The sequence below is a fragment of the Paraburkholderia sp. GAS348 genome (genome assembly GCF_050434205.1).
Taxonomy (GTDB): Bacteria; Pseudomonadota; Gammaproteobacteria; order Burkholderiales; family Burkholderiaceae; genus Paraburkholderia.
The window spans coordinates 120,888-139,254 of the sequence record NZ_JBNPVT010000018.1 but is presented as its reverse complement, the minus strand read 5'-3'; the positions used below and the strand labels follow the sequence as shown (position 1 = coordinate 139,254).

At 64.3% G+C, this 18,367-nt stretch carries 12 protein-coding genes, 1 rRNA gene, 2 pseudogenes and 2 riboswitches; of the genes and pseudogenes, 6 read left to right on the top strand and 9 right to left on the bottom strand.

The features are described from left to right. Positions 1-74: ribosomal RNA gene (locus tag P3T22_RS25010) — 16S ribosomal RNA — on the bottom strand; the annotation flags it as partial. A 789-nt stretch (positions 75-863) separates the two neighbouring features. Here P3T22_RS25010 and P3T22_RS25005 point away from each other — a divergent pair. Then, positions 864-1,745, top strand: a complete 882-nt coding sequence (locus P3T22_RS25005) for a flagellar brake protein (RefSeq protein WP_429326467.1) — start codon at positions 864-866, stop codon at positions 1,743-1,745. Between the two features lie 35 nt (positions 1,746-1,780). Here P3T22_RS25005 and P3T22_RS25000 read toward each other — a convergent pair whose 3' ends face one another. The 4 genes from P3T22_RS25000 to cobW form a co-directional block, all read right to left on the bottom strand. Next, positions 1,781-2,320: a vWA domain-containing protein gene (locus P3T22_RS25000; RefSeq protein ID WP_429326478.1), complete on the bottom strand. Its 540-nt coding sequence runs from the start codon at positions 2,318-2,320 to the stop codon at positions 1,781-1,783. A 131-nt stretch (positions 2,321-2,451) separates the two neighbouring features. Beyond that, positions 2,452-3,516 carry an ATP-binding protein gene (locus P3T22_RS24995; protein ID WP_429326466.1) on the bottom strand — a complete coding sequence of 355 codons (1,065 nt, stop codon included), beginning with the start codon at positions 3,514-3,516 and terminating at the stop codon, positions 2,452-2,454. Beyond that, positions 3,513-7,313 carry a cobaltochelatase subunit CobN gene (gene cobN, locus P3T22_RS24990; RefSeq protein WP_429326465.1) on the bottom strand — a complete coding sequence of 1,267 codons (3,801 nt, stop codon included), beginning with the start codon at positions 7,311-7,313 and terminating at the stop codon, positions 3,513-3,515. The genes P3T22_RS24995 and cobN overlap by 4 nt, the downstream gene beginning before the upstream one ends. Positions 7,314-7,319: 6 nt before the next feature. Beyond that, entirely contained in the window at positions 7,320-8,420 is a 1,101-nt protein-coding gene (gene cobW, locus P3T22_RS24985; RefSeq protein ID WP_429326464.1) for a cobalamin biosynthesis protein CobW, read from the bottom strand. A 198-nt stretch (positions 8,421-8,618) separates the two neighbouring features. Next, positions 8,619-8,891: riboswitch (cobalamin riboswitch) on the bottom strand. Between the two features lie 79 nt (positions 8,892-8,970). Beyond that, positions 8,971-9,198: riboswitch (cobalamin riboswitch) on the top strand. A 224-nt stretch (positions 9,199-9,422) separates the two neighbouring features. Here cobW and cobA point away from each other — a divergent pair. From cobA to bluB, 5 genes and pseudogenes are all read left to right on the top strand, one after another. Continuing rightward, positions 9,423-10,151: pseudogene (gene cobA, locus P3T22_RS24980) on the top strand (uroporphyrinogen-III C-methyltransferase); the annotation flags it as partial. 182 nt (positions 10,152-10,333) lie between these two features. Then, positions 10,334-10,921, top strand: a complete 588-nt coding sequence (locus tag P3T22_RS24975) for a cobalamin biosynthesis protein (RefSeq protein WP_429326463.1) — start codon at positions 10,334-10,336, stop codon at positions 10,919-10,921. Then, positions 10,918-11,520: a cob(I)yrinic acid a,c-diamide adenosyltransferase gene (gene cobO / locus P3T22_RS24970; RefSeq protein ID WP_063498968.1), complete on the top strand. Its 603-nt coding sequence runs from the start codon at positions 10,918-10,920 to the stop codon at positions 11,518-11,520. The genes P3T22_RS24975 and cobO overlap by 4 nt, the downstream gene beginning before the upstream one ends. Before the next feature lie 3 nt (positions 11,521-11,523). Further along, complete coding sequence (locus P3T22_RS24965) at positions 11,524-12,903, top strand: cobyrinate a,c-diamide synthase (RefSeq protein ID WP_429326462.1); 1,380 nt, start codon at positions 11,524-11,526, stop codon at positions 12,901-12,903. After that, the gene (gene bluB, locus P3T22_RS24960; RefSeq protein ID WP_063498967.1) at positions 12,887-13,546 is read left to right on the top strand and encodes a 5,6-dimethylbenzimidazole synthase; all 660 of its coding nucleotides are present in this window, start codon (positions 12,887-12,889) and stop codon (positions 13,544-13,546) included. Before P3T22_RS24965 ends, bluB begins: the two co-directional genes overlap by 17 nt. 16 nt (positions 13,547-13,562) lie before the next feature. Here bluB and P3T22_RS24955 read toward each other — a convergent pair whose 3' ends face one another. The 4 genes and pseudogenes from P3T22_RS24955 to P3T22_RS24940 form a co-directional block, all read right to left on the bottom strand. After that, complete coding sequence (locus tag P3T22_RS24955; RefSeq protein ID WP_429326461.1) at positions 13,563-14,228, bottom strand: DUF4136 domain-containing protein; 666 nt, start codon at positions 14,226-14,228, stop codon at positions 13,563-13,565. Then, positions 14,225-16,738, bottom strand: coding sequence for a CHASE2 domain-containing protein (locus P3T22_RS24950; protein ID WP_429326460.1), 2,514 nt, complete (start codon positions 16,736-16,738; stop codon positions 14,225-14,227). Before P3T22_RS24950 ends, P3T22_RS24955 begins: the two co-directional genes overlap by 4 nt. Positions 16,739-16,804: 66 nt before the next feature. Continuing rightward, positions 16,805-17,734, bottom strand: a pseudogene (locus P3T22_RS24945) (FecR domain-containing protein); the annotation flags it as partial. Continuing rightward, positions 17,695-18,042: a hypothetical protein gene (locus P3T22_RS24940; protein WP_429326459.1), complete on the bottom strand. Its 348-nt coding sequence runs from the start codon at positions 18,040-18,042 to the stop codon at positions 17,695-17,697. The gene P3T22_RS24940 and the pseudogene P3T22_RS24945, both read right to left, overlap by 40 nt. Positions 18,043-18,367 lie beyond the last annotated feature (325 nt).

Sequence of the window (18,367 nt, the reverse complement as noted above, 5' to 3'; positions counted from 1 at the left end):
TGCTGCCGTTCGACTTGCATGTGTAAGGCATGCCGCCAGCGTTCAATCTGAGCCAGGATCAAACTCTTCAGTTCAAACCTGTTACTGTTTTTCGGTTCACGCAGTTTCCTGCTTACGAACCGGTCGCTCACTCAACGTACTGACGAATGATCATCCTGCCGGCGTGAATCCACCCCAGCAGGAAAACCTTCCTTTAATACTAGTGTGAGACTTGATACTTTCGCTTCCAGCAAACCCCGAAGGGTCCACTGCGCGTCGCGCATCAAGCGCCCACACTTATCGGCTGTTAATTTTTAAAGATCGAGTACGCATTCACTACCGAACCAGCACCGCGTTGCATCACATCACAACCACCCGGCACCGCTTCGTTCTGCGTCGCTGCATCAGCAGCAGAGAAGCGAGATTATGGAGATAGGTCGGCATGTCGTCAATCCCCTTTGTGCAATTATTTTCAAAAAGTTGAGAGGCACTGAAACAGCCTATGCTCGCGACACCCCAGAATGCTTAGGTATCCGAGTTAATTCGCGCCACTACCAGTGATTGCGACTTTTTGCAAGCGAGAGACGCGAAGGTTATCGAGCGATCTCGCACGACAGGACGCGGAGGAGATGGATGCCCCACACAGCGGCGAACGCTAATAAACCAATAACAGATCAAGGAAAGGCCAAAGAAGCCAAATCAGTGAAAACCACCACCCGAGGCAAACAAAAAAACCTCAAGCTCCCAGCAAGCCCCGCCGTAAACAAGTAATCCCGCAACATATTTAGCCGCCGACTATGGAAAACCCCGCAGAAGCCCAAGCAGAAGCCCTGACAAAAGCTCAAACCGTGGCCCCAAGCTCCGCCCCCTCATCAACGCCCCTAATGCCGGAAGCAGTCCCAATAGGCACCCCTCTCGACTGGCCGATCGCCGACTCCGACGGCACACTCCTCTTCGCCCGAGGCACCATCCTCGCGACCACGGACGAGCGCAAATTCCTGTTCGACAACTTCCACCCGCACCGCGGCGACTTGCTGGACGCGGCTACGCAACCGGAACCCCAAACCGGCCACCCCGCCGACACCACCGGCAACCTCACACTAAAAGAGATGCACCTGACAATAGGTGCATTAATAGGCATGCGCTCGCAGCTAGGCAGCGGTGCGCCAATGCATCCATGCCGCATCATTGGCTTCGCGCCCAACCAGGCGCTCTTCGTCACGCCACCACTGCAAGATGGCCGCATCCTCCCGCTAGTCCTCGGTGAAAACGTCGAGATCGTCGCCATAGCGAGCCACGCCGTGTTTCGTTTCGTCTGCACGGTCGAGGCAGTTTGCCGCGCCCCATTCGACTACGTGGTGCTATCGAAACCCGGCGTGATCCGCCGCCTGCGCGAACGCAAATCGATCCGCGTCCACGCGCACCTCGCGGTGCGCTTCGGCATCGGAGAAACCGGCGATTCATATCAAGGTCTGGGCCTCGCCAAAAGCATCAGCGCAGACGGCATGGCGCTGACCGCCTCGTGGACGCTGGGTGCAGTCGGCGAACGACTGCGCGTCGCCTTTCGGCTCAACTCGGCGGAACTGCAAACCGAGATCGAAACGACCGCCACCATCCGCAACGTGCAGAAAGGCAGTGCACCGGGCGAGCCGTCGACCCATGGCCTCGAACTCGATCAGCTCGATGCAGCGCAACAAATGGCGATGAAAGTCTTCGTATTCGACCGCCAGGACGATGTGCAGCATTGGTCCAACGGTTCGAATTAGGCGAATGAAAACGCGTGGCATGGCGCGCGTGCCACTCAGGCGATCAATTCTTCCGGTGTAAAAAGCGCCGCGTGCCATGCGTCGGCAAGCGTCTGGCAACGGCCCAGCCGTATCGCCCCCCGCTCGAAATTGACGAATACCACTTCGTCGGCGTTGAGCGGCCGCGCCGGCTGATCGCCGCTGCGGCCGTCGGTCAGGATCCACAGCCAGCGCTGCTGAGCGGGCTTGCGCCGGGCGCTGCGCTCCAGCACTTGCGCCGCCTGATGCACGCCGGACGCTAGGGGCGTGCCACCGCCTCCGCCCACCGGCCTGAGCCAGCGCTCGTTCCACCAGCGCGGCACGGCGGGACCGAAACGCAGATCGGCGCCAGCACCGCCAAAACACACCAGCGCCGCCTCGGCACGCGCAGCGCTGGCGCGGTCGAACAACGCAATCAGCAGACCCTTGGCGAGTGCGAGGCGCTGGCCGCCCAGCATGGAACCCGAACAATCGAGCAGGAAGCAATGCAGGACACCGCCCCGCGGCGCCTCGCGCACGAAGCGCAGATGCTCGGCGCGCAGCGTGTCCTGACGCATCGCGGTGAGCGTCGGCAGCCATGCAATGCGCTTGCCCGGCGCGCCTTGCAAACGGCTACGCGGACCTGCACCCGCACCTTGCCGCCATCGGAAACCGCTGCGCGTGTCAGCGGGGGCGCCCTTCCGATGGCTCAGCGTTTTTTTGCGTTGAGCGGAATGACGCCTTTGACCTGCGCGACGCCCGCGGGCTGCGGCGGCAAGTAACCCCAATCGCTATCGGCTGCAGCGGCGTCTGGCGCCCTATCTTGAGAAGCTTGCGAAGGCGCGGCATTCGCATCGTCAGCAGCCGGCCGCGGCGCTTCGCTCTCACGCGCGTCACCACCTGCACGCGTCTCGCGATCGTGGCGCCGATGTATCAGCACCGCCTCGGCGACCCGCCCGACATGCTCTGTCGTGACAGCAGCCGCCTGCTCAAAGGCAGCTAATGCCCGCGCCGCGCGCAGCATCACGAGATCGGCACGCAAGCCATCGACCGCCGCGTCGATGCACAGCGCGCTGACATGCGCATGCACGGCGTCGTCGAAGTCGAGATGCGGCAGCGCTTCACGCGCCGCGTGAATCCGCCGAACGTAGGTTTCCTGTTGCTGCGTATAGCCAGTTCGAAAACCCTGTGGATCGAGATCGAACGCCAGACGTGCCTTGACGATCTGCTGACGCACCTGCGGATCAAAACAGTTCTGCAATTCGACCATCAAACCGAAGCGATCGATCAGTTGCGGCCGCAATTCGCCTTCTTCCGGATTCATTGTGCCGATCAGCACGAAGCTCGCATCGTGACTATGCGAGACACCATCGCGTTCGACGGTGTTCACGCCGCTGGCAGCGGCATCGAGCAACGCATCGACGAGCGCGTCGGGCAGCAGATTCACTTCATCGACATACAGCACGCCGCGATGCGCTTTCGCGAGCAAGCCAGGCGAAAAGCGCACTGAGCCGTCGCGCAATACGGTTTCGACATCGAGCGTGCCGATCAGGCGGTCTTCACTCGCGCCGAGTGGCAAATTCACCAGCTGCCCTTCCGGCAACAACTCAGCGAGCGCGCGCGCCGCGGTCGATTTCGCCGTGCCGCGCGGCCCGCTCACCAGCACGCCGCCGAGACCCGGATCGATCGCAGCCAGCAATAACGCCTGCTGCAACGGCGTCTGCCCGATCAGCGCAGCAAAGGGAAAAGCGGGCCGTTGGGTTGCTGCGTTCATGTCTGTATTCCTTCGATCTGCTGCTCGCTCGCGAGCAGATGCTGTTCAACTTGCGCGCGATAGTCACCGGGCGCTTGCCACAGACCGCGCTGCATCGCTTCGAGCAGACGCTCGCAGATCGAATGCATGGCGTGCGGATTGTGCCGCTGCAAGAACTCGCGTGTATCGGCGTCGTTCAGATAGGCATCGGTGACGAGCGCATATTGATGATCGGCGACCACCCGCGCGGTCGCGTCGTAGCCGTAGAGGTAATCGACCGTCGCCGCGATTTCAGCAGCGCCCTTGTAGCCGTGGCGCTTCACGCCGTCGAGCCATTTCGGATTGACCACTCGCGAGCGGATCACACGCGCAATCTCTTCATGCAGCGTGCGAACGCGCGGCGCGGCCGGATTGCTATGGTCCGCGTGATAGATCTGCGGCTGATTGCCCGCCAGATGCCGCACCGCCGCGACCATGCCGCCCTGGAACTGATAGTAGTCGTTCGAATCGAGCAGGTCGTGCTCGCGGTTGTCCTGGTTCTGCAGCACCACGTCCATCGCGGCAAGACGCGTGCCGAACGCGTGGCGCGCTTCTTCGCCGACGCCTTTCTGCGTGTAGGCGTAACCGCCCCACGCCTGATAGGCGTTCGCGAGATCGGCGTCGGTTTGCCATTGCTGCGAGTCGATCATGTCCTGCAGACCCGCGCCATAAGCGCCGGGCCGCGCACTGAACACGCGCCAGCCGGCGCGCTCGCGCGCCTCCGTGGCGTCCATGCCATGCGCAACCAGCGCGTCGCGTTCGCGCAGCACGCGCGCGCGGATCGGGTTCAGGTCTTCGGGCTCGTCGAGTTCGGCCACGGCCTGCACGGCGGCGTCGAACAGATGCATCACGTTCGCGAAGGCATCGCGGAAAAAACCGGACACGCGCAATGTGACATCGATACGCGGCCGGTCAAACGCTTCGATCGGCATGATCTCGAAGTCGGTCACGCGATGACTGCCCGGCGCCCACTTCGGCCGCACGCCAAGTAAAGCGAGTGCCTGGGCAATATCGTCGCCGCCGGTGCGCATCGTCGCTGTGCCCCATACCGAGAGCCCGATCGCTCGCGGGTAGTCGCCCTTCTCCTGCAGATGCCGTTCGATCAACTGCTGCGCGGATTTCAAACCGAGCGACCACGCCGCCTGCGTCGGCACTGCGCGCGTATCGACCGAATAGAAGTTGCGGCCGGTAGGCAGCACATCGGGCCGTCCACGCGAAGGCGAGCCGCTCGGCCCCGGCGGCACGAAGCGCCCTTCAAGGCCGCGCTTCAGATGCAGCATTTCCTGCGGACCGCAAGCGTCGAGCCGCGGCAATACGTCGTTGCGCAGGCGTTCGATCACACGTTCGGCCTGGGGCAACGTCCCAGCCGCCGGCACCGCATCGGACGTCCCATCGCCACACACGCCACGCAACATCTCAGCCGCCAACAACTCCAGGCGCTCGCGCGTATCGCCGCTGTGCCGCCACGGCGCATCGCTCACACGTTGCATAACGTCGGGACGTGGACCGTCCCACGCCGCCGACCAATCCACCGACAACGGATCGAACAGATGATCCATCTGCAGATCGCGCGCCAATGCGTCGATCAAACCGGCCTTGCCGCCCTGACCATCGCCGACCGGAAAGCGTCCCAAAGCCAGCAACGTATCGCGCCGCTGCACCCCAGCGGGCGATTGCCCGAATGTATGCAAGCCATCGCGAATCTGCGCCTCCTTCAACTCGCACAGCCAGGCGTCGACGCGCGTCAACAGCACGTCCTCATCGTCCTGACCGGTTGGCGCCGCGAGACTCAGCTCTTCATGCAGCTTATGCTCGACGATGGTCGCGAGAATCGTGCGCCTCAACAGCTTCGAGCGGCGTGGATCGACCATCAGCGCTTCATAGTATTCGTCGACCTGGCGTTCGAGGTCCTGCAACGGCCCGTAAGTTTCGGCGCGCGTGAGCGGCGGCATCAGGTGATCGATGATGACGGCTTGCGCGCGGCGCTTCGCCTGACTGCCCTCGCCCGGATCGTTGACGATGAACGGATACAGATGCGGCATCGGCCCGAGAATCAGATCGGGCCAGCAGGCATCGCTCAATGCGACGCTTTTGCCCGGCAGCCATTCGAGATTGCCATGCTTGCCGACATGCACGACCGCATCAATGCCGAACTGATGACGCAGCCAGAAATAGAACGCCAGATACGCGTGCGGCGGCACGAGCTCAGCGTCGTGATAGCTCGCGTAATCGCCCTGTTCACGAGAACGCGACGGCTGAATCCCGACGAACACCTGCCCGCAGCGCCAGCCCGCGATCATGAAACGGCCGCGCCGCAACGTCGGATCCTGGTCGGGCGAACCCCAGCGCGCGTTCAGCGCATGGCGGGCTTCCGCCGGCAATGCGCTGAAGTACACAAGATAGTCGTCGAGTGCCAGGCTTTGCAACGCGGGCCGCAAGTCTCGCACCACAGGATCGTTGGTCACGCCTTCGGTCAGCTTCTTCAACAGCGCATCGCCGTCAGCGGGCAAATCGCCTAACCGATAACCTTCATCGCGCAGCATGGACAGAATACCGACCACCGAGGCCGGCGTATCGAGCCCCACGCCATTGCCGATCCGCCCTTCGCTCATCGGATAATTGGCGAGGATCAGCGCGAGTTTCTTGTCCGCGTTATCGAGCGTGCGCAAACGGCACCAGCGGCGGCTCAGTTCAGCCAGAAAACCGACGCGTTCGAGGTCCGGTTGATAGCGGACCACATCGACCTCGGTGTGCGGACAACGATAGGCAAGCCCCTTGAAACTGATCGCCCGCGTGATGATGCGGCCGTCCACCTCCGGCAGCGCGATATGCATGGCGATATCGCGCGAGTTGAGGCCCTGATTGTCCTTGAGCCAATCCTTGCGGTTGCCGCCGCTCAGGATTACCTGCATCACCGGCGCGTCGCCAGCGAGCGCAAGCGGCTCCGGGTCGTCGATCGCAGACGCGGCGAATGCTGTCGTATTCAGCACCAGCGCGACATCATGTTGCGCGCACAGCCGCTGAACGACGTCGCGGCTCATTGCATCTTTCAGCGAGGTAATTGCGATCGGCAGCGGATTCAGACCTTGTGCTTCGAGCGCATCGATAAGCGCATCGAACACGGCCGTGTTGGCCGCTTGCAGATGTGCCTTGTAGAAGAGAATCGCAGCGACCGGTGCGCCCTTACGCCAGCGTGCCTGCCAGTCGGCCACGGTCGGTGAATCGCGTTCGGGATGGTAGAGCGTTGCGGCGGGCAGCGCGCGCGGTGGCGCAGGCTCGCGACCCCAGCCAAGCGAGCGGTACGCGATGCAGCGCAGGAACGCCTCCGCATTCTGCGGGCCGCCTTCACGCAGATAACGCCATAGCTGATGACACAGATCGGCGTCGGCGGTGCTGCGCGCGAGCAGATTCGGGTCCTCCTGCAGATCGCCGGAGAACATCGCGAGCGTCTGCTGCTTGCGCTCAGCGAGCGCGACCACCTGTTCGATCCCGTACGGCCAGTACGCTTCGCCGCCAAGGTGATCGACCACGACGACACGCGCATGCTGCAGCACGTCTTCGACATAGAAATCCACCGAAGCCGGCTGCCGCAAATACGTGACGTTCGCGAGCCGCACGCTCGGAAAACCGTCGCCCAGGCGCGAAAACACGCTTGCGAGCAGCGACAGCGTGGTGTCGGCGGAGCTGAGCACCACGATATCGGCGGGCTGCTGGTCGATACGGATCACACCTTGCGTATCGTCGACAAAACCGCCCGGCGTGGTGCGCAGCAGATGCATGACCGGTTACGCCTGTTGCGGCTGGGCGCTCGCCACGGCGCCCAAGGCGGCGTCGAATGCCTGTTGCAGCGCGGCCTGGTCGAGGTCTTCGCCGATCAGCACGAAGCGGCTTTGCTGGCCTTCGCCTGCTTCACCCGCTTGCCAGCGCCGGTCGAAGTAACTATCGAAACGGCGGCCCACGCCCTGGATCACCAGACGCATCGCCGCGCCCGGCAATGCCGCGAACCCTTTCACGCGGTAAATCGTGTTCGTTTCGACGAGCCCTTGCAATGCTGCGATCACGGCCTCGCGCGACGAAACATTCGCGTGCACCACCACCGAATCGAATTCATCGTGGTGGTGATCGGCGTCGTCAGCCGAACCATGGTGATCGTGGCGCAAGTGGATCGTTTCTTCCGAGGCCGCTTCGAGACCCAGCAACGTATGCAGGTCGAGCTGGCCCATTTGCGCACGCACGATCTTCACTTGCGGCGGAATTTCTTCGCGAATGACGGCTTCGACAGAAGCTTGACGCGCTTCGTCGAGCAAATCGGTTTTGTTCAGAATCACCAGATCGGCTGCCGACAATTGGTCTTCGAACAATTCGTGCAGCGGCGATTCGTGGTCGAGATTCGGATCGGCCTTGCGTTGCGCATCCACGGCGACCGGGTTGTCGGCGAACTGGCCGCTCGCTGCAGCCGGGCCATCTACCACGGTGACGACCGCGTCGACAGTAAAGCTATTCTTGATCTGCGGCCAGTTGAACGCCTGCACCAGCGGCTTCGGCAATGCGAGACCGGAGGTTTCGATCAGCACGTGATCGATCTGCTCGCGGCGCTCCACCAGCTTTTCCATCACCGGGAAAAATTCTTCCTGCACGGTGCAGCACAGGCAGCCGTTCGCGAGTTCATACAGTTGCCCTTCGGTTTCGACGCCGTTTTCATCGCAACCGATGCCGCAACCCTTGAGGATTTCCCCGTCGATGCCGAGTTCGCCGAACTCGTTGACGATCACCGCGATGCGCTTGCCGCCCGCGTGCTGAAGAATGTGCCGCAGCAGCGTGGTCTTGCCGCTGCCGAGAAAGCCCGTGACGATGGTGACGGGGATCTTGCGCATTTGAGTTTGCATCGTGAGGTCTATCCGTAGGAGTTGCACGAGCACGCCGACGCGCCTTCGCGTTTTGTCTGCATAGGTCATGCGAGCGGGTTCATGCCCTGCAGGCAACCACAATAACAAAGCACGGGGACGAACAACGGCGTTGCCGAGGCAACCGAAAAACAGAAAACGGGAATGAAGTCCTGAACGCACCGCCGCATCCCCGCGGTGGTCGTTCTTCCTGGTCTGGCCGGTATCCGGGCTGGCGAAAGCGCCGCTTCCCCTTCCCGGACGAGTGGTTTCTCGCCCAGTGGTTATATGCCGACGCGGCCTTGCGCGTGGACATCGAAGCCGGCTCCGCGGCGCTGGAGAACGCACCGCTTTTCGCTTACCGTTGCGGGGGCAGCACAGGTTGACCCGATCCATTGCAGGCGGGCACCCTGTTTCCCGTTTAACTGCATGCGCACGAGCGCGCACACGAGCACCAAAGTGCGTGCGAGTTTAGGCCGAGAGCCCTGTGCCGTCAAGGAAACGCCGGCCGCGGCAGGGCTTTTGCGCAGTGCCGGCGCGGCCTGCCGTGTGCTATCGTATGCGCGCGTTTGGTGCCCGCATATGCGTTCGCATGTGCAGTTAAACGGGAAACAGGCCGCGCTCGCTGCGCTCAACCTGTGCTGTCCCCGCAACGGTAAGCGACCTGCGGTGCTCTCGCATCGCGCATGCGTTTTTGATGCCACTGTCTGACGAATCCGGACGGGAAGGCAAAACGCATGAGGCCGTCAGCCCGGATACCGGCCAGACGCGGAGGCAGTGAACGTCACGCTGCCGGCCGCCGGAATCCGCGAGGGACGGATGTGAAGGCGCTAAAGCACGACGTGGCGCAGCCGCTAGCGTTTTCCTGAGGGAAACGCAGCGAGCAGCGTTGTTCGTCGCGCGTAATCTGTAGCACCGCATGACCTCGATTTCCGCCGCCTCCGGCCGCATCAAGCCTCACCCGCTCCCGCTAGTCACGACATGGCGCGCGCCATGCATGCCGCGATGACCCGCGCCTGGCTGATCGGCGCCGGCCCCGGCGATGTCGAACTGATGACGCTCAAGGCGACTCGCGCCCTGGCGCAAGCCGATGTGGTGCTGGTCGACGATCTGGTGAACCCCGACGTGCTGCAGTTCGCACGCGCCGACGCGCTGGTCGTGTACGTCGGCAAACGTGGCGGGCATCCGTCGACGCCGCAGGCCGGCATCGTCGCGCAGATGCTCGAACACGTGCGGGCCGGACGCAGCGTCGCGCGTTTGAAAGGCGGCGATCCGTTCGTGTTCGGCCGTGGTGGCGAAGAACAGCAGGCGCTGCACGCAGCGGGCATCAGCGTGGAGGTGATCAACGGCATCACGGCCGGGATCGCGGCGCCCGCGGCAATTGGTATTCCGGTGACGCATCGGGATTACGCGCAAGGCGTGGTGTTCGTCACCGGGCACGGTGCCGGCAGCAGCGAGCCGGACTGGGGCGCGCTTGTCGCCACGCGGATGACGCTGGTGATTTACATGGGCATGCGGCGGCTGAACGATATCGCCGGCGCGTTACTCGCGGCCGGCATGAGCGCCGATACGCCGTGCGCGGCGATCGAATCGGCCACGCGCCCCGAGCAACGGCATGCGCTCTCGCAACTCGGCGAGTTCGCGGACGCGGTCGCGCGCGCCGGACTCGGCTCGCCGGCGATCGTGGTGATCGGCGGAGTGGCATCGCTGGCTTTGGCGCGGGATGCTGTGAGTTCTGGCGCGGTGCGTGAGGCGGGGGCGGTGGGTGCGCTGGGTGCGCTGGGTGCGCTGGGTGCGGTGGGAACGGTGGGAACGGTGGGAGCGGCGGAAATGGCAAATATGGCGAACTCAGCCAGAGCGGCAGACGCCGCGGACGCTTCGGATACCGCGGAAGATTCAAACGCCGCGGACGCGCAATGAAAACCCTCAGCATCGGCATCGGCTGTCGCTTGCACAGTTCGGCTGAGCAGATCGAAGCGGCCGTGCGTGCCGCACTCGGCTCGCATGCATTCGATGAAATCAGCGCGATTGCCTCGGTCGACACCAAAGCCCACGAAACCGGCCTGCTCGAATTCTGCGCCCGTCATGCGCTGCCGCTGAAGCTGTTCAGCCGCGCGCAGATTGCGGCGATCTCCGTGAGCGATCCATCGGCGGCCACGCGCGAGCATCTCGGCATAGACGGCGTCTGCGAGCCATGCGCCCTGCTCGCCGCGGCGGCCGAGTCTGATGCGGGCAGCGCACCTCGTGCGGCCTATGCATCGGCATTGGCATCGGTTGCCTCTGGTGCATCGGGTACCTCAGTTGCCTCAGTTGCCTCAGCTGCCGCAGTTGCCTCAACTGTCCCAGCCGCCTCAGTTGCATCGATCACGCCCGATCCCCCCAACGCACGGCTACTCGTGCGCAAAACCATCCACGGCGGCGTCACGGTTGCGATCGCCTCGATCACCGCCCAGCCCGCCCGCGAACAGACAAACAACACCCATCAGGAACAGGACCTTTCATGAAAACCGACCCCGAATCGCACCAACGCATGACCGAACGCCGGCGCGAAGGCCACGAGAAAAAGCAGGCCAACGCCACCGTCGAAAAAGGCCTGCTGATCGTCAATACAGGCACCGGCAAAGGCAAAACCACCGCCGCGTTCGGCATGGCCGTGCGCGTGCTTGGACACGGCATGCGCCTCGGCGTCGTGCAATTCATCAAAGGCGCGCTGCACACTTCGGAGCGCGACTTCCTCGGTGCGATCGCCAATTGCGACTTCGTCACGATGGGCGACGGCTACACCTGGAACACCCAGAATCGCGACGCCGACATCGCCACCGCGCGCAAAGGCTGGAACGAAGCGCGCCGCATGATCGAGAGCGGCGACTATCAGATGGTGATCCTCGACGAGCTGAACACAGTGCTGAAGTACGAATACCTGCCGCTCGACGAAGTACTGTCGGTACTGAACGCACGCGCCGAAATGCTGCATGTGGTGGTGACCGGCCGTCACGCGCCCGACGCGCTGATCGAAGCCGCCGACCTCGTCACCGAAATGCGCATCGTCAAGCACCCGTATCGCGAGCAAGGCGTGAAAGCGCAGCGCGGCGTGGAGTTCTGAGCAATGCCCACCCGCCCCGAGAGCACTTCCTGCGGAACGTCGCCCAAAGGGACTTCCCCCGGGGCGTCCGCCAAGAGCACCTCCCCCGGGGCGTGCCCCGCCCTGTTCATTAGCGCGCCCGCGTCGGGTCAAGGCAAGACCACGATTACGGCGGCTCTGGCACGCTACCATCGGCGGCTGGGGCGACGCGTGCGTGTATTCAAGACCGGCCCCGACTTTCTCGACCCGATGATTCTGGCGCGCGCCAGCGGCGCGCCGGTCCTGTCGCTCGATCTGTGGATGGTGGGCGAGCCGGCCTGCCGGAACCTGCTCGCGCAAGCGGCCGCTGAAGCGGATCTGATCCTGATCGAGGGCGTAATGGGTCTGTTCGACGGCATGCCGAGCAGCGCGGATCTGGCAACCACGTTCGGCGTGCCGGTGCTGGCGGTGATTTCAGCGAAAGCGATGGCGCAAACCTTCGGCGCGGTCGCCTTCGGCCTCGCGCACTTCAGGCCGCAAGTGCCGTTTTACGGCGTGCTCGCCAATCGCGTCGGCTCGCCAAGGCACGCGCAGATGCTCGAAGAGGCATTGTCGCCGGCGCTGCGCTGGTGTGGGCACGTCGCCGGCAACGACGAAATCGAGTTGCCCGATCGCCATCTCGGCCTGCATCAGGCCGCGGAGATCGACGATCTGGACACGCGCCTGGATCGCGCCGCCGATGCGCTCGCGCAAACCGCGCTGGCTGAATTGCCGCCGCCGGTCGAATTCGGCGCGCCTGTGCCAGAAGCGCTGCCGCGTCTGCTGGAAGGCAAGCGCATCGCGATTGCGCGCGATGCCGCGTTCTCGTTCATCTATCCGGCCAACGTCACGCTGTTAGACACGCTCGGCGCGCACGTCGACTATTTCTCACCGCTCGCCGATGAAGCCCTGCCGGAGCACGCCGACGCCCTGTACCTCCCAGGCGGCTATCCGGAGCTGCATGCGCCCTTGCTGGCAGGCAACACGCGCAGCGCCGCAACGATTCGCGCGCACGCGGCCGCGGGCAAGCCGATCGTCGCCGAATGCGGCGGCATGCTCTATCTGCTCGACCAGCTCACCGACACGCACGGCGCCAGCACGCCGATGCTCGGCCTGCTGCCCGGCCATGCGACAATGCAGACGCGCTTTACCGCGCTCGGCATGCAACAGATCGACAGTCTGCACGGTCCAATGACCGGCCACACTTTCCATTATTCGAAGCTGACGACGCCGCTCACGCCGCTGCGTTCAGCCACCCGGCCAAATAGCGATGCCCCCGGCGAGGCCGTGTTCCGCGCCGGGTCCATCGTGGCAACCTATATGCACGCTTATTGGCCCTCCAACCCGGCCTTCACGGCCGCCCTGTTCCATGGCGAAGCCTTTTAACGATTCCGAGCGTGCAGCCGTCTACCGCGCGATTTACGAACGGCGCGACATGCGCCACTTCGTGCGCGATCCGGTCGACCCTGCCGTGTTGCAACGCCTGCTCGACGCGGCGCATCATGCGCCGAGCGTCGGCTTCATGCAGCCGTGGCGCATCACGCGGATCACCGACCCGGCTTTGCGCATGGCGTTGCACGCGACCGTCGAAAGCGAACGCCTCGCCACCGCCGACGCACTCGGCAAGCGTCGCGAAGAGTTCATGAAGCTGAAAGTCGAAGGCATGCTGGAATGCGGCGAACTGCTGGTGATGGCGCTGATGGACGGCCGCGAGCGGCACATCTTTGGACGCCGCACCTTGCCGGAGATGGACCTGGCTTCCGTGGCGTGCGCGATCCAGAACATGTGGCTGGCGGCGCGCGCGGAAGGCCTCGGGATGGGCTGGGTGTCGCTATTCGACGTGGATACGGTCCGTACGCTGCTGCATATGCCCGAGGGCGCGCGGCCAGTGGCGATCCTGTGTCTCGGCCACGTCGATCGGTTCTATAGCGAGCCGATGCTGGAAACCGAGCGCTGGGCAAGCCGTATGCCGCTCGCCGATTGCGTGTTCGAAAACCGCTGGCCGGAAGAGAACAAAGCGCCGGAATAAGGCAGGCGCGGGCGTCTTACGGCTGCGGCTGCGGCTGAAGACGCTGAACAGGTCTAAGCGAAACCACCTCCGGCACACCGCCCGTCGTCTCGGTACGCAGTTTCACGCGCCAGTCGGGCAGCGCATCGAACGGAAATTTAGCCAGCGCGCTTTTCACGAGCACCGGCATGGCGTGCAAGGGATCGCGATCGCGATCGCTGCTGGCGGCACTCACTTTGTAAACTTCCTGTCCGCTCGACCGCTCGAAAAACCGCAGTGTCAACGCGTGCTGATAAGCGCGCCCGCCAAACAGCGAAAACGGCGCTTCGGGCGAGCGTTCGCACGCACCTGGCGCGCAATCCTTCGCGCCCACGCCGACCGTGGCCGGCCGCGTGTCGTACGCAATCGACAGTAAATAGTGCGCGGACTTGCCCGCTGTATCGACCGTATCGATGAAGCCGTCCTTCGCCAGCTCATCACGCAGCATGGCTTCGAATTGCGGGTGATCCGCGCTCGCATCCTGCGACGGCATACGCGCAATCGTATAGGTGCGCTCGCCCTGCAGCACGGCCGAAGGGTTCGCCGTGTGCACGTCGGCGTTCAAGCCCGCGCATCCGGTCAGACTCGCCGCGGCCAGCACGGCACAGATCGATATCGCTTTCACCAGCTTCTCGCTTCGATAACGTGAGGGTTCATGGATCATGAGCGCATCGTTACGGCGGAATCGGACTGCGCATCATCGAGTGCCGGCAGGGAAATCGTGAAAGCCGTTCCCTCGCCAGGCGCGCTGACCACGTCGACATCGCCGCCATGGCGCGTCACGACGATCTTGACGAACGCCATGCCCAATCCCGCGCCGCCCACCTCCGGCCGCTCCGTCTCGTGAAAGCGCCGGAAGCGCTCGAACAGACTCGTCTGCTGCTCCTTGGAAATACCGTAGCCTTCGTCGCGAATCGTACACGACACGCGTTTTGCCGCGCCTCGGGCGGCTGCCTGTGCGAGGCCGCCCGAGGCGCCGAGGCTCTTCAGACTGCACGTGATCCGCGTGTCCGGCGGACTGTACTTGACCGCATTGTTCAGAATGTTGACGAGTGCGCGCGTCATCAGCGAGCGGTCGGCGCAGATCCAGTGCCCCTCGTCGGCAGCGGTCTCGCCATCCGCATCGGTTTGCAGCGTGATGCGTTTGGCGTGGGCCTGCGGCCAGACTTCGTCGCTGGCGTCGATCATCAGCTCGGCCATGCTCACCGGTTCGAGCACATAGGTTTGCGATTCGGCGCGCGCGAGTTGCACGAAATCGTCGGCGAGCGTCAGCGCACGCTGCGCATAGCGCTCGATGCGCTCCAGCAGGCCGCGCGCGAGCACCGGCTCGCTGCGCGCCCGCTCGATCTCCACCAGCGCCAGAATCGAAGCCTGCGGCGAGCGCATATCGTGCGACAGCAGCTGCAATGCGTCTTCCCGTTGGCGCTCGGCCGCATGCAAGGCCGATACGTCGACGAGACCCGCAATCCAGCCCGTCGTCTCACCTTGCTGGTTCGTGCAATTCGCGTAGCGCAGCAGATGGTCGCGCGCATGGGCGTCGCGCACCTCGACGCCTTGCGCCATCAGCGCGGCGAACTCGCGGCGCGCGGGATCGAGCAGCGCCGGCCATTGGGCGTGAGCAAGCAGATTGTTGTCGGCGTCCGTCGCCGCGCCGCTGTCGATGGTCTTGACCAGCGTCAACCCGCCCAGCACGGCGCGCATCGACCGGCCTTCCGGCAGCGGCGCGCCAAGGCGCGCGAAATGCGCCTTGGCGGCATGGTTCGCGATCAGCACGATACCCTGCACGTCGCTCACCAGGATCGGCTCGGGCATGCTGTCGAGGCTGTCCCATACAAAGCGCTTCATGTCCTGCACGCGCTGCGCGGCCTGCGCCATCAGCGCCATATGCTGCTCCAGCACGTCGCCGCCGAACTCGCGGCGGCGCTGGGGCGTTTCCGGCAGAAGGTGAGGTTCGTCGGCGAGGCGCTGCAGCTCATTGCGCAGATAGGCCATCGTCATTTCGAGGCGCCGCCAGTTCCAGATCGGATACACCACGATCAAACCGAAGACCGCCGGCATCGGCGACATCCATAGCCGCGCGCCGTATAGCAGGACCGCGCTGCCGGCCGTGGCGAGCACACCCAACGCGACCGTCAGCAGCAACGAGCGGCGCGGCGACAGCACCAGAAAGCCCGCGAGCAGCGCAGCGAGCGGCCACAGCGACACCGCGAACAGCACCCACGGCTCGGCGGGCTCGAGCTCGCGTCCGGTCAGCAGCGTATCGAGTACGTTCGCGTGGATATAAACACCGGGCAGCGGCCCGAGCTCGCCCGACACCGGGGTCGCAAAGCGGTCGTACAGGCCGGACGCGGTCACGCCGATCAGCACGATGCGCCCGCGCAGCCTGTCCGCAGGGACATCGCCCGCGAGCACGCTGGCGAAACTCAGCTTCGCATAGTTCTGCGCATTCGGACCGAAGGGAATCAGGAAGCGGCCTTCGCCTTCGCCATTGTCATTGGATGGGGTCGCCGCCGCGCCGGACGACTGCCAGCGCGGCCGCTCGCTCAATCGCAGCGCGCCGCGCTCGACGGCCTGAGCGACCGGCACCATCAACTGCGGCCAGCGCGAACCCGGGTCGCCCTCGAACCGCGCGACGCTGCGCACAATGCCGTCGCGGTCGACTTCAAGATTGATATGCCCCAGCCCGGCCGCCGCCTGCGCGAGCGGCGCCACCGGTTCGACCGCGACACGCCGGCCGGCGCTGTCCGGCGTAGTCAGCAGCATCGGCAGATAGGTGGGACTCAGGGCGATCGCGCGGGCGAGCTGGGCGTCTTCCGGATTAGCTTCGGTAAAGAGCACGTCATAGATCACCGCAGCGGGCTTCGCCTTCGCAAGCTGTTCGAGCAGCCGCGCGTGGACGCTGCGCGGCCACGGCCAGCGGCCAAGCCGCGCGATGCTGGCGTTGTCGATTTCGAGCACCACGATGTCGCGCAGCAACGGTTGCGCGCGCAGGCTCAGAAAGCGGTCGTAGACCAGGTTGTCGACGCTGGCGGTCAGATGGCCGAGCGAGCTGAGCAGAATCACCGCAATGCCGAGGCAACCGATCCCCACCCATTCGAGCAGAAAGCGGCGGCCGGCGCGCCGTCCGAGGCGGGCGCGCGGGTCGAGGCTCAGGCGCGTGGGTGGGTTCGGCAAAGCGTGGCGTGGTTGAGAGCTAAGGAGCGGCTGGGCTGTTGGCTCGGTCCGGTGAATCTACCAGCGTCAGCGTGCAAGCGTAAACGAGCGGACCGCACTGCTCTTCTCATAGAAGCGGCCGTTTTCGAATTGCTCGGCGACGATCGTCCAGTAGTAAACGCCGCCCGGCAGGTCGCTTACCACGAGCTGGCCACCCGTCAGATCGGTCCGATCGACGAGCGGATGGCGCAGATCGGCGGTCGTGGCCAGCACGAAGCGAAAGCGCGTCTCGACCGTGGAGCGGCTGACGAACCAGCGGAACTCGTAGTCGCGGCTGCCGGCGCGCGGGCCCGCCGATGCTGCCAGACCCAGTTGACGCCGCTCGAAACCGTACACCTGAGGCAGGCCTTCGAGCCCGTTCACGTCGATCGCGGCAACGCGCACGAAATACGTGCCGTCCGCCAGATCGCCGAAGTCAGCATGCGGCGCACTCACGCGTAGATCGCGGATCAGGTCGAGCTGATCCGCATCGCGCGCAATCTGAACGCGATAAGCCACGGCGCGCTCGGCGGGTACGAGGTCGAAGGCGACCGTTTTGCCGTCCTGCACTTTGGCCGGCTCGGCGAGCGACGGCGCGGCCAGCAATTCCACCGGACCGCCAATCGCGCTGCCTGCCCGCGTGATGCTGCCAAAGCGCGCCTTCACGAGTTGCGCGGACGCCTGCAGCGACACGCCGGGCGGCGGCGCAGAGGCCTTGCCGCCGACTGCGGCCGGGTCGACGCCGACCGCGCCGTCCAGCACTTCCACCGCCGTGGTTCGGGCGTCGCCGTCGTAGGCGACCTTGAAGCGCGTACCGCGCACGCCCGCTACAACCGATGGCGAGCGGATCTGGAAGCGGTCGTCCTTTTTGGTGGCATGCGTGACCTGGCTGTCGACTTCGCCACGCCGCAGATCGAGCACACGATCGCCTGCGCCAGTCAGCACGGTGCGCCGCAGCTTGTCGATATCGAGCAAGCCAAACAAGGTACCCAACCGAGGCGGTGTGGCGCTTGGTGGGCTTGCGACCGGTATCGTTCGCGCAATGTCGAGCAGAATCTCGTCGTGTGCCGTCTCCTGCGCGCACGGGTGGCCCGCTCCTCTCCTCGTCGCGCGAGCAAGACTTCCTGCTGCTCGATGCGACCTTGTAGATCCTGAATGGCCTCGCGGGTCTCCTCGATCTGACGCTGCAGTGCCGACTCGTCCGCCACCAGCAGCGTGTCGAGCAGATCGAGATCGAGTTGCAGGCCATATTCGTAACTGGCTGGCACGTTGAGATGGCAACGCACCTAAATGATTCCAGAACTTCGAGTGGTGACGCGCCGGTCTCAAGGCTGTGAGGTAGGAGTCTCGTAGCTGACGTTTGCTCTTTCAGAGCGGAGTAACGCATGTCCATCGCAGACCCCGCGTGCTATGGCAGTGCCCCTTGCGTACAGCAACGATCTTTTCCACGGCACGACGCTTCGCTATAGGGTGCCGTCTGGAAAACGACATAAAGATGCGCGGACGAAATGCGAGTTCAGACGAACTGCTGTGGGTGTTGCGACTGAAGCAGATTGAGTTCATCGTGACAAAGGCCGTTCTCGAAGGTCAGAAAGAACGCCTCGTCTGACG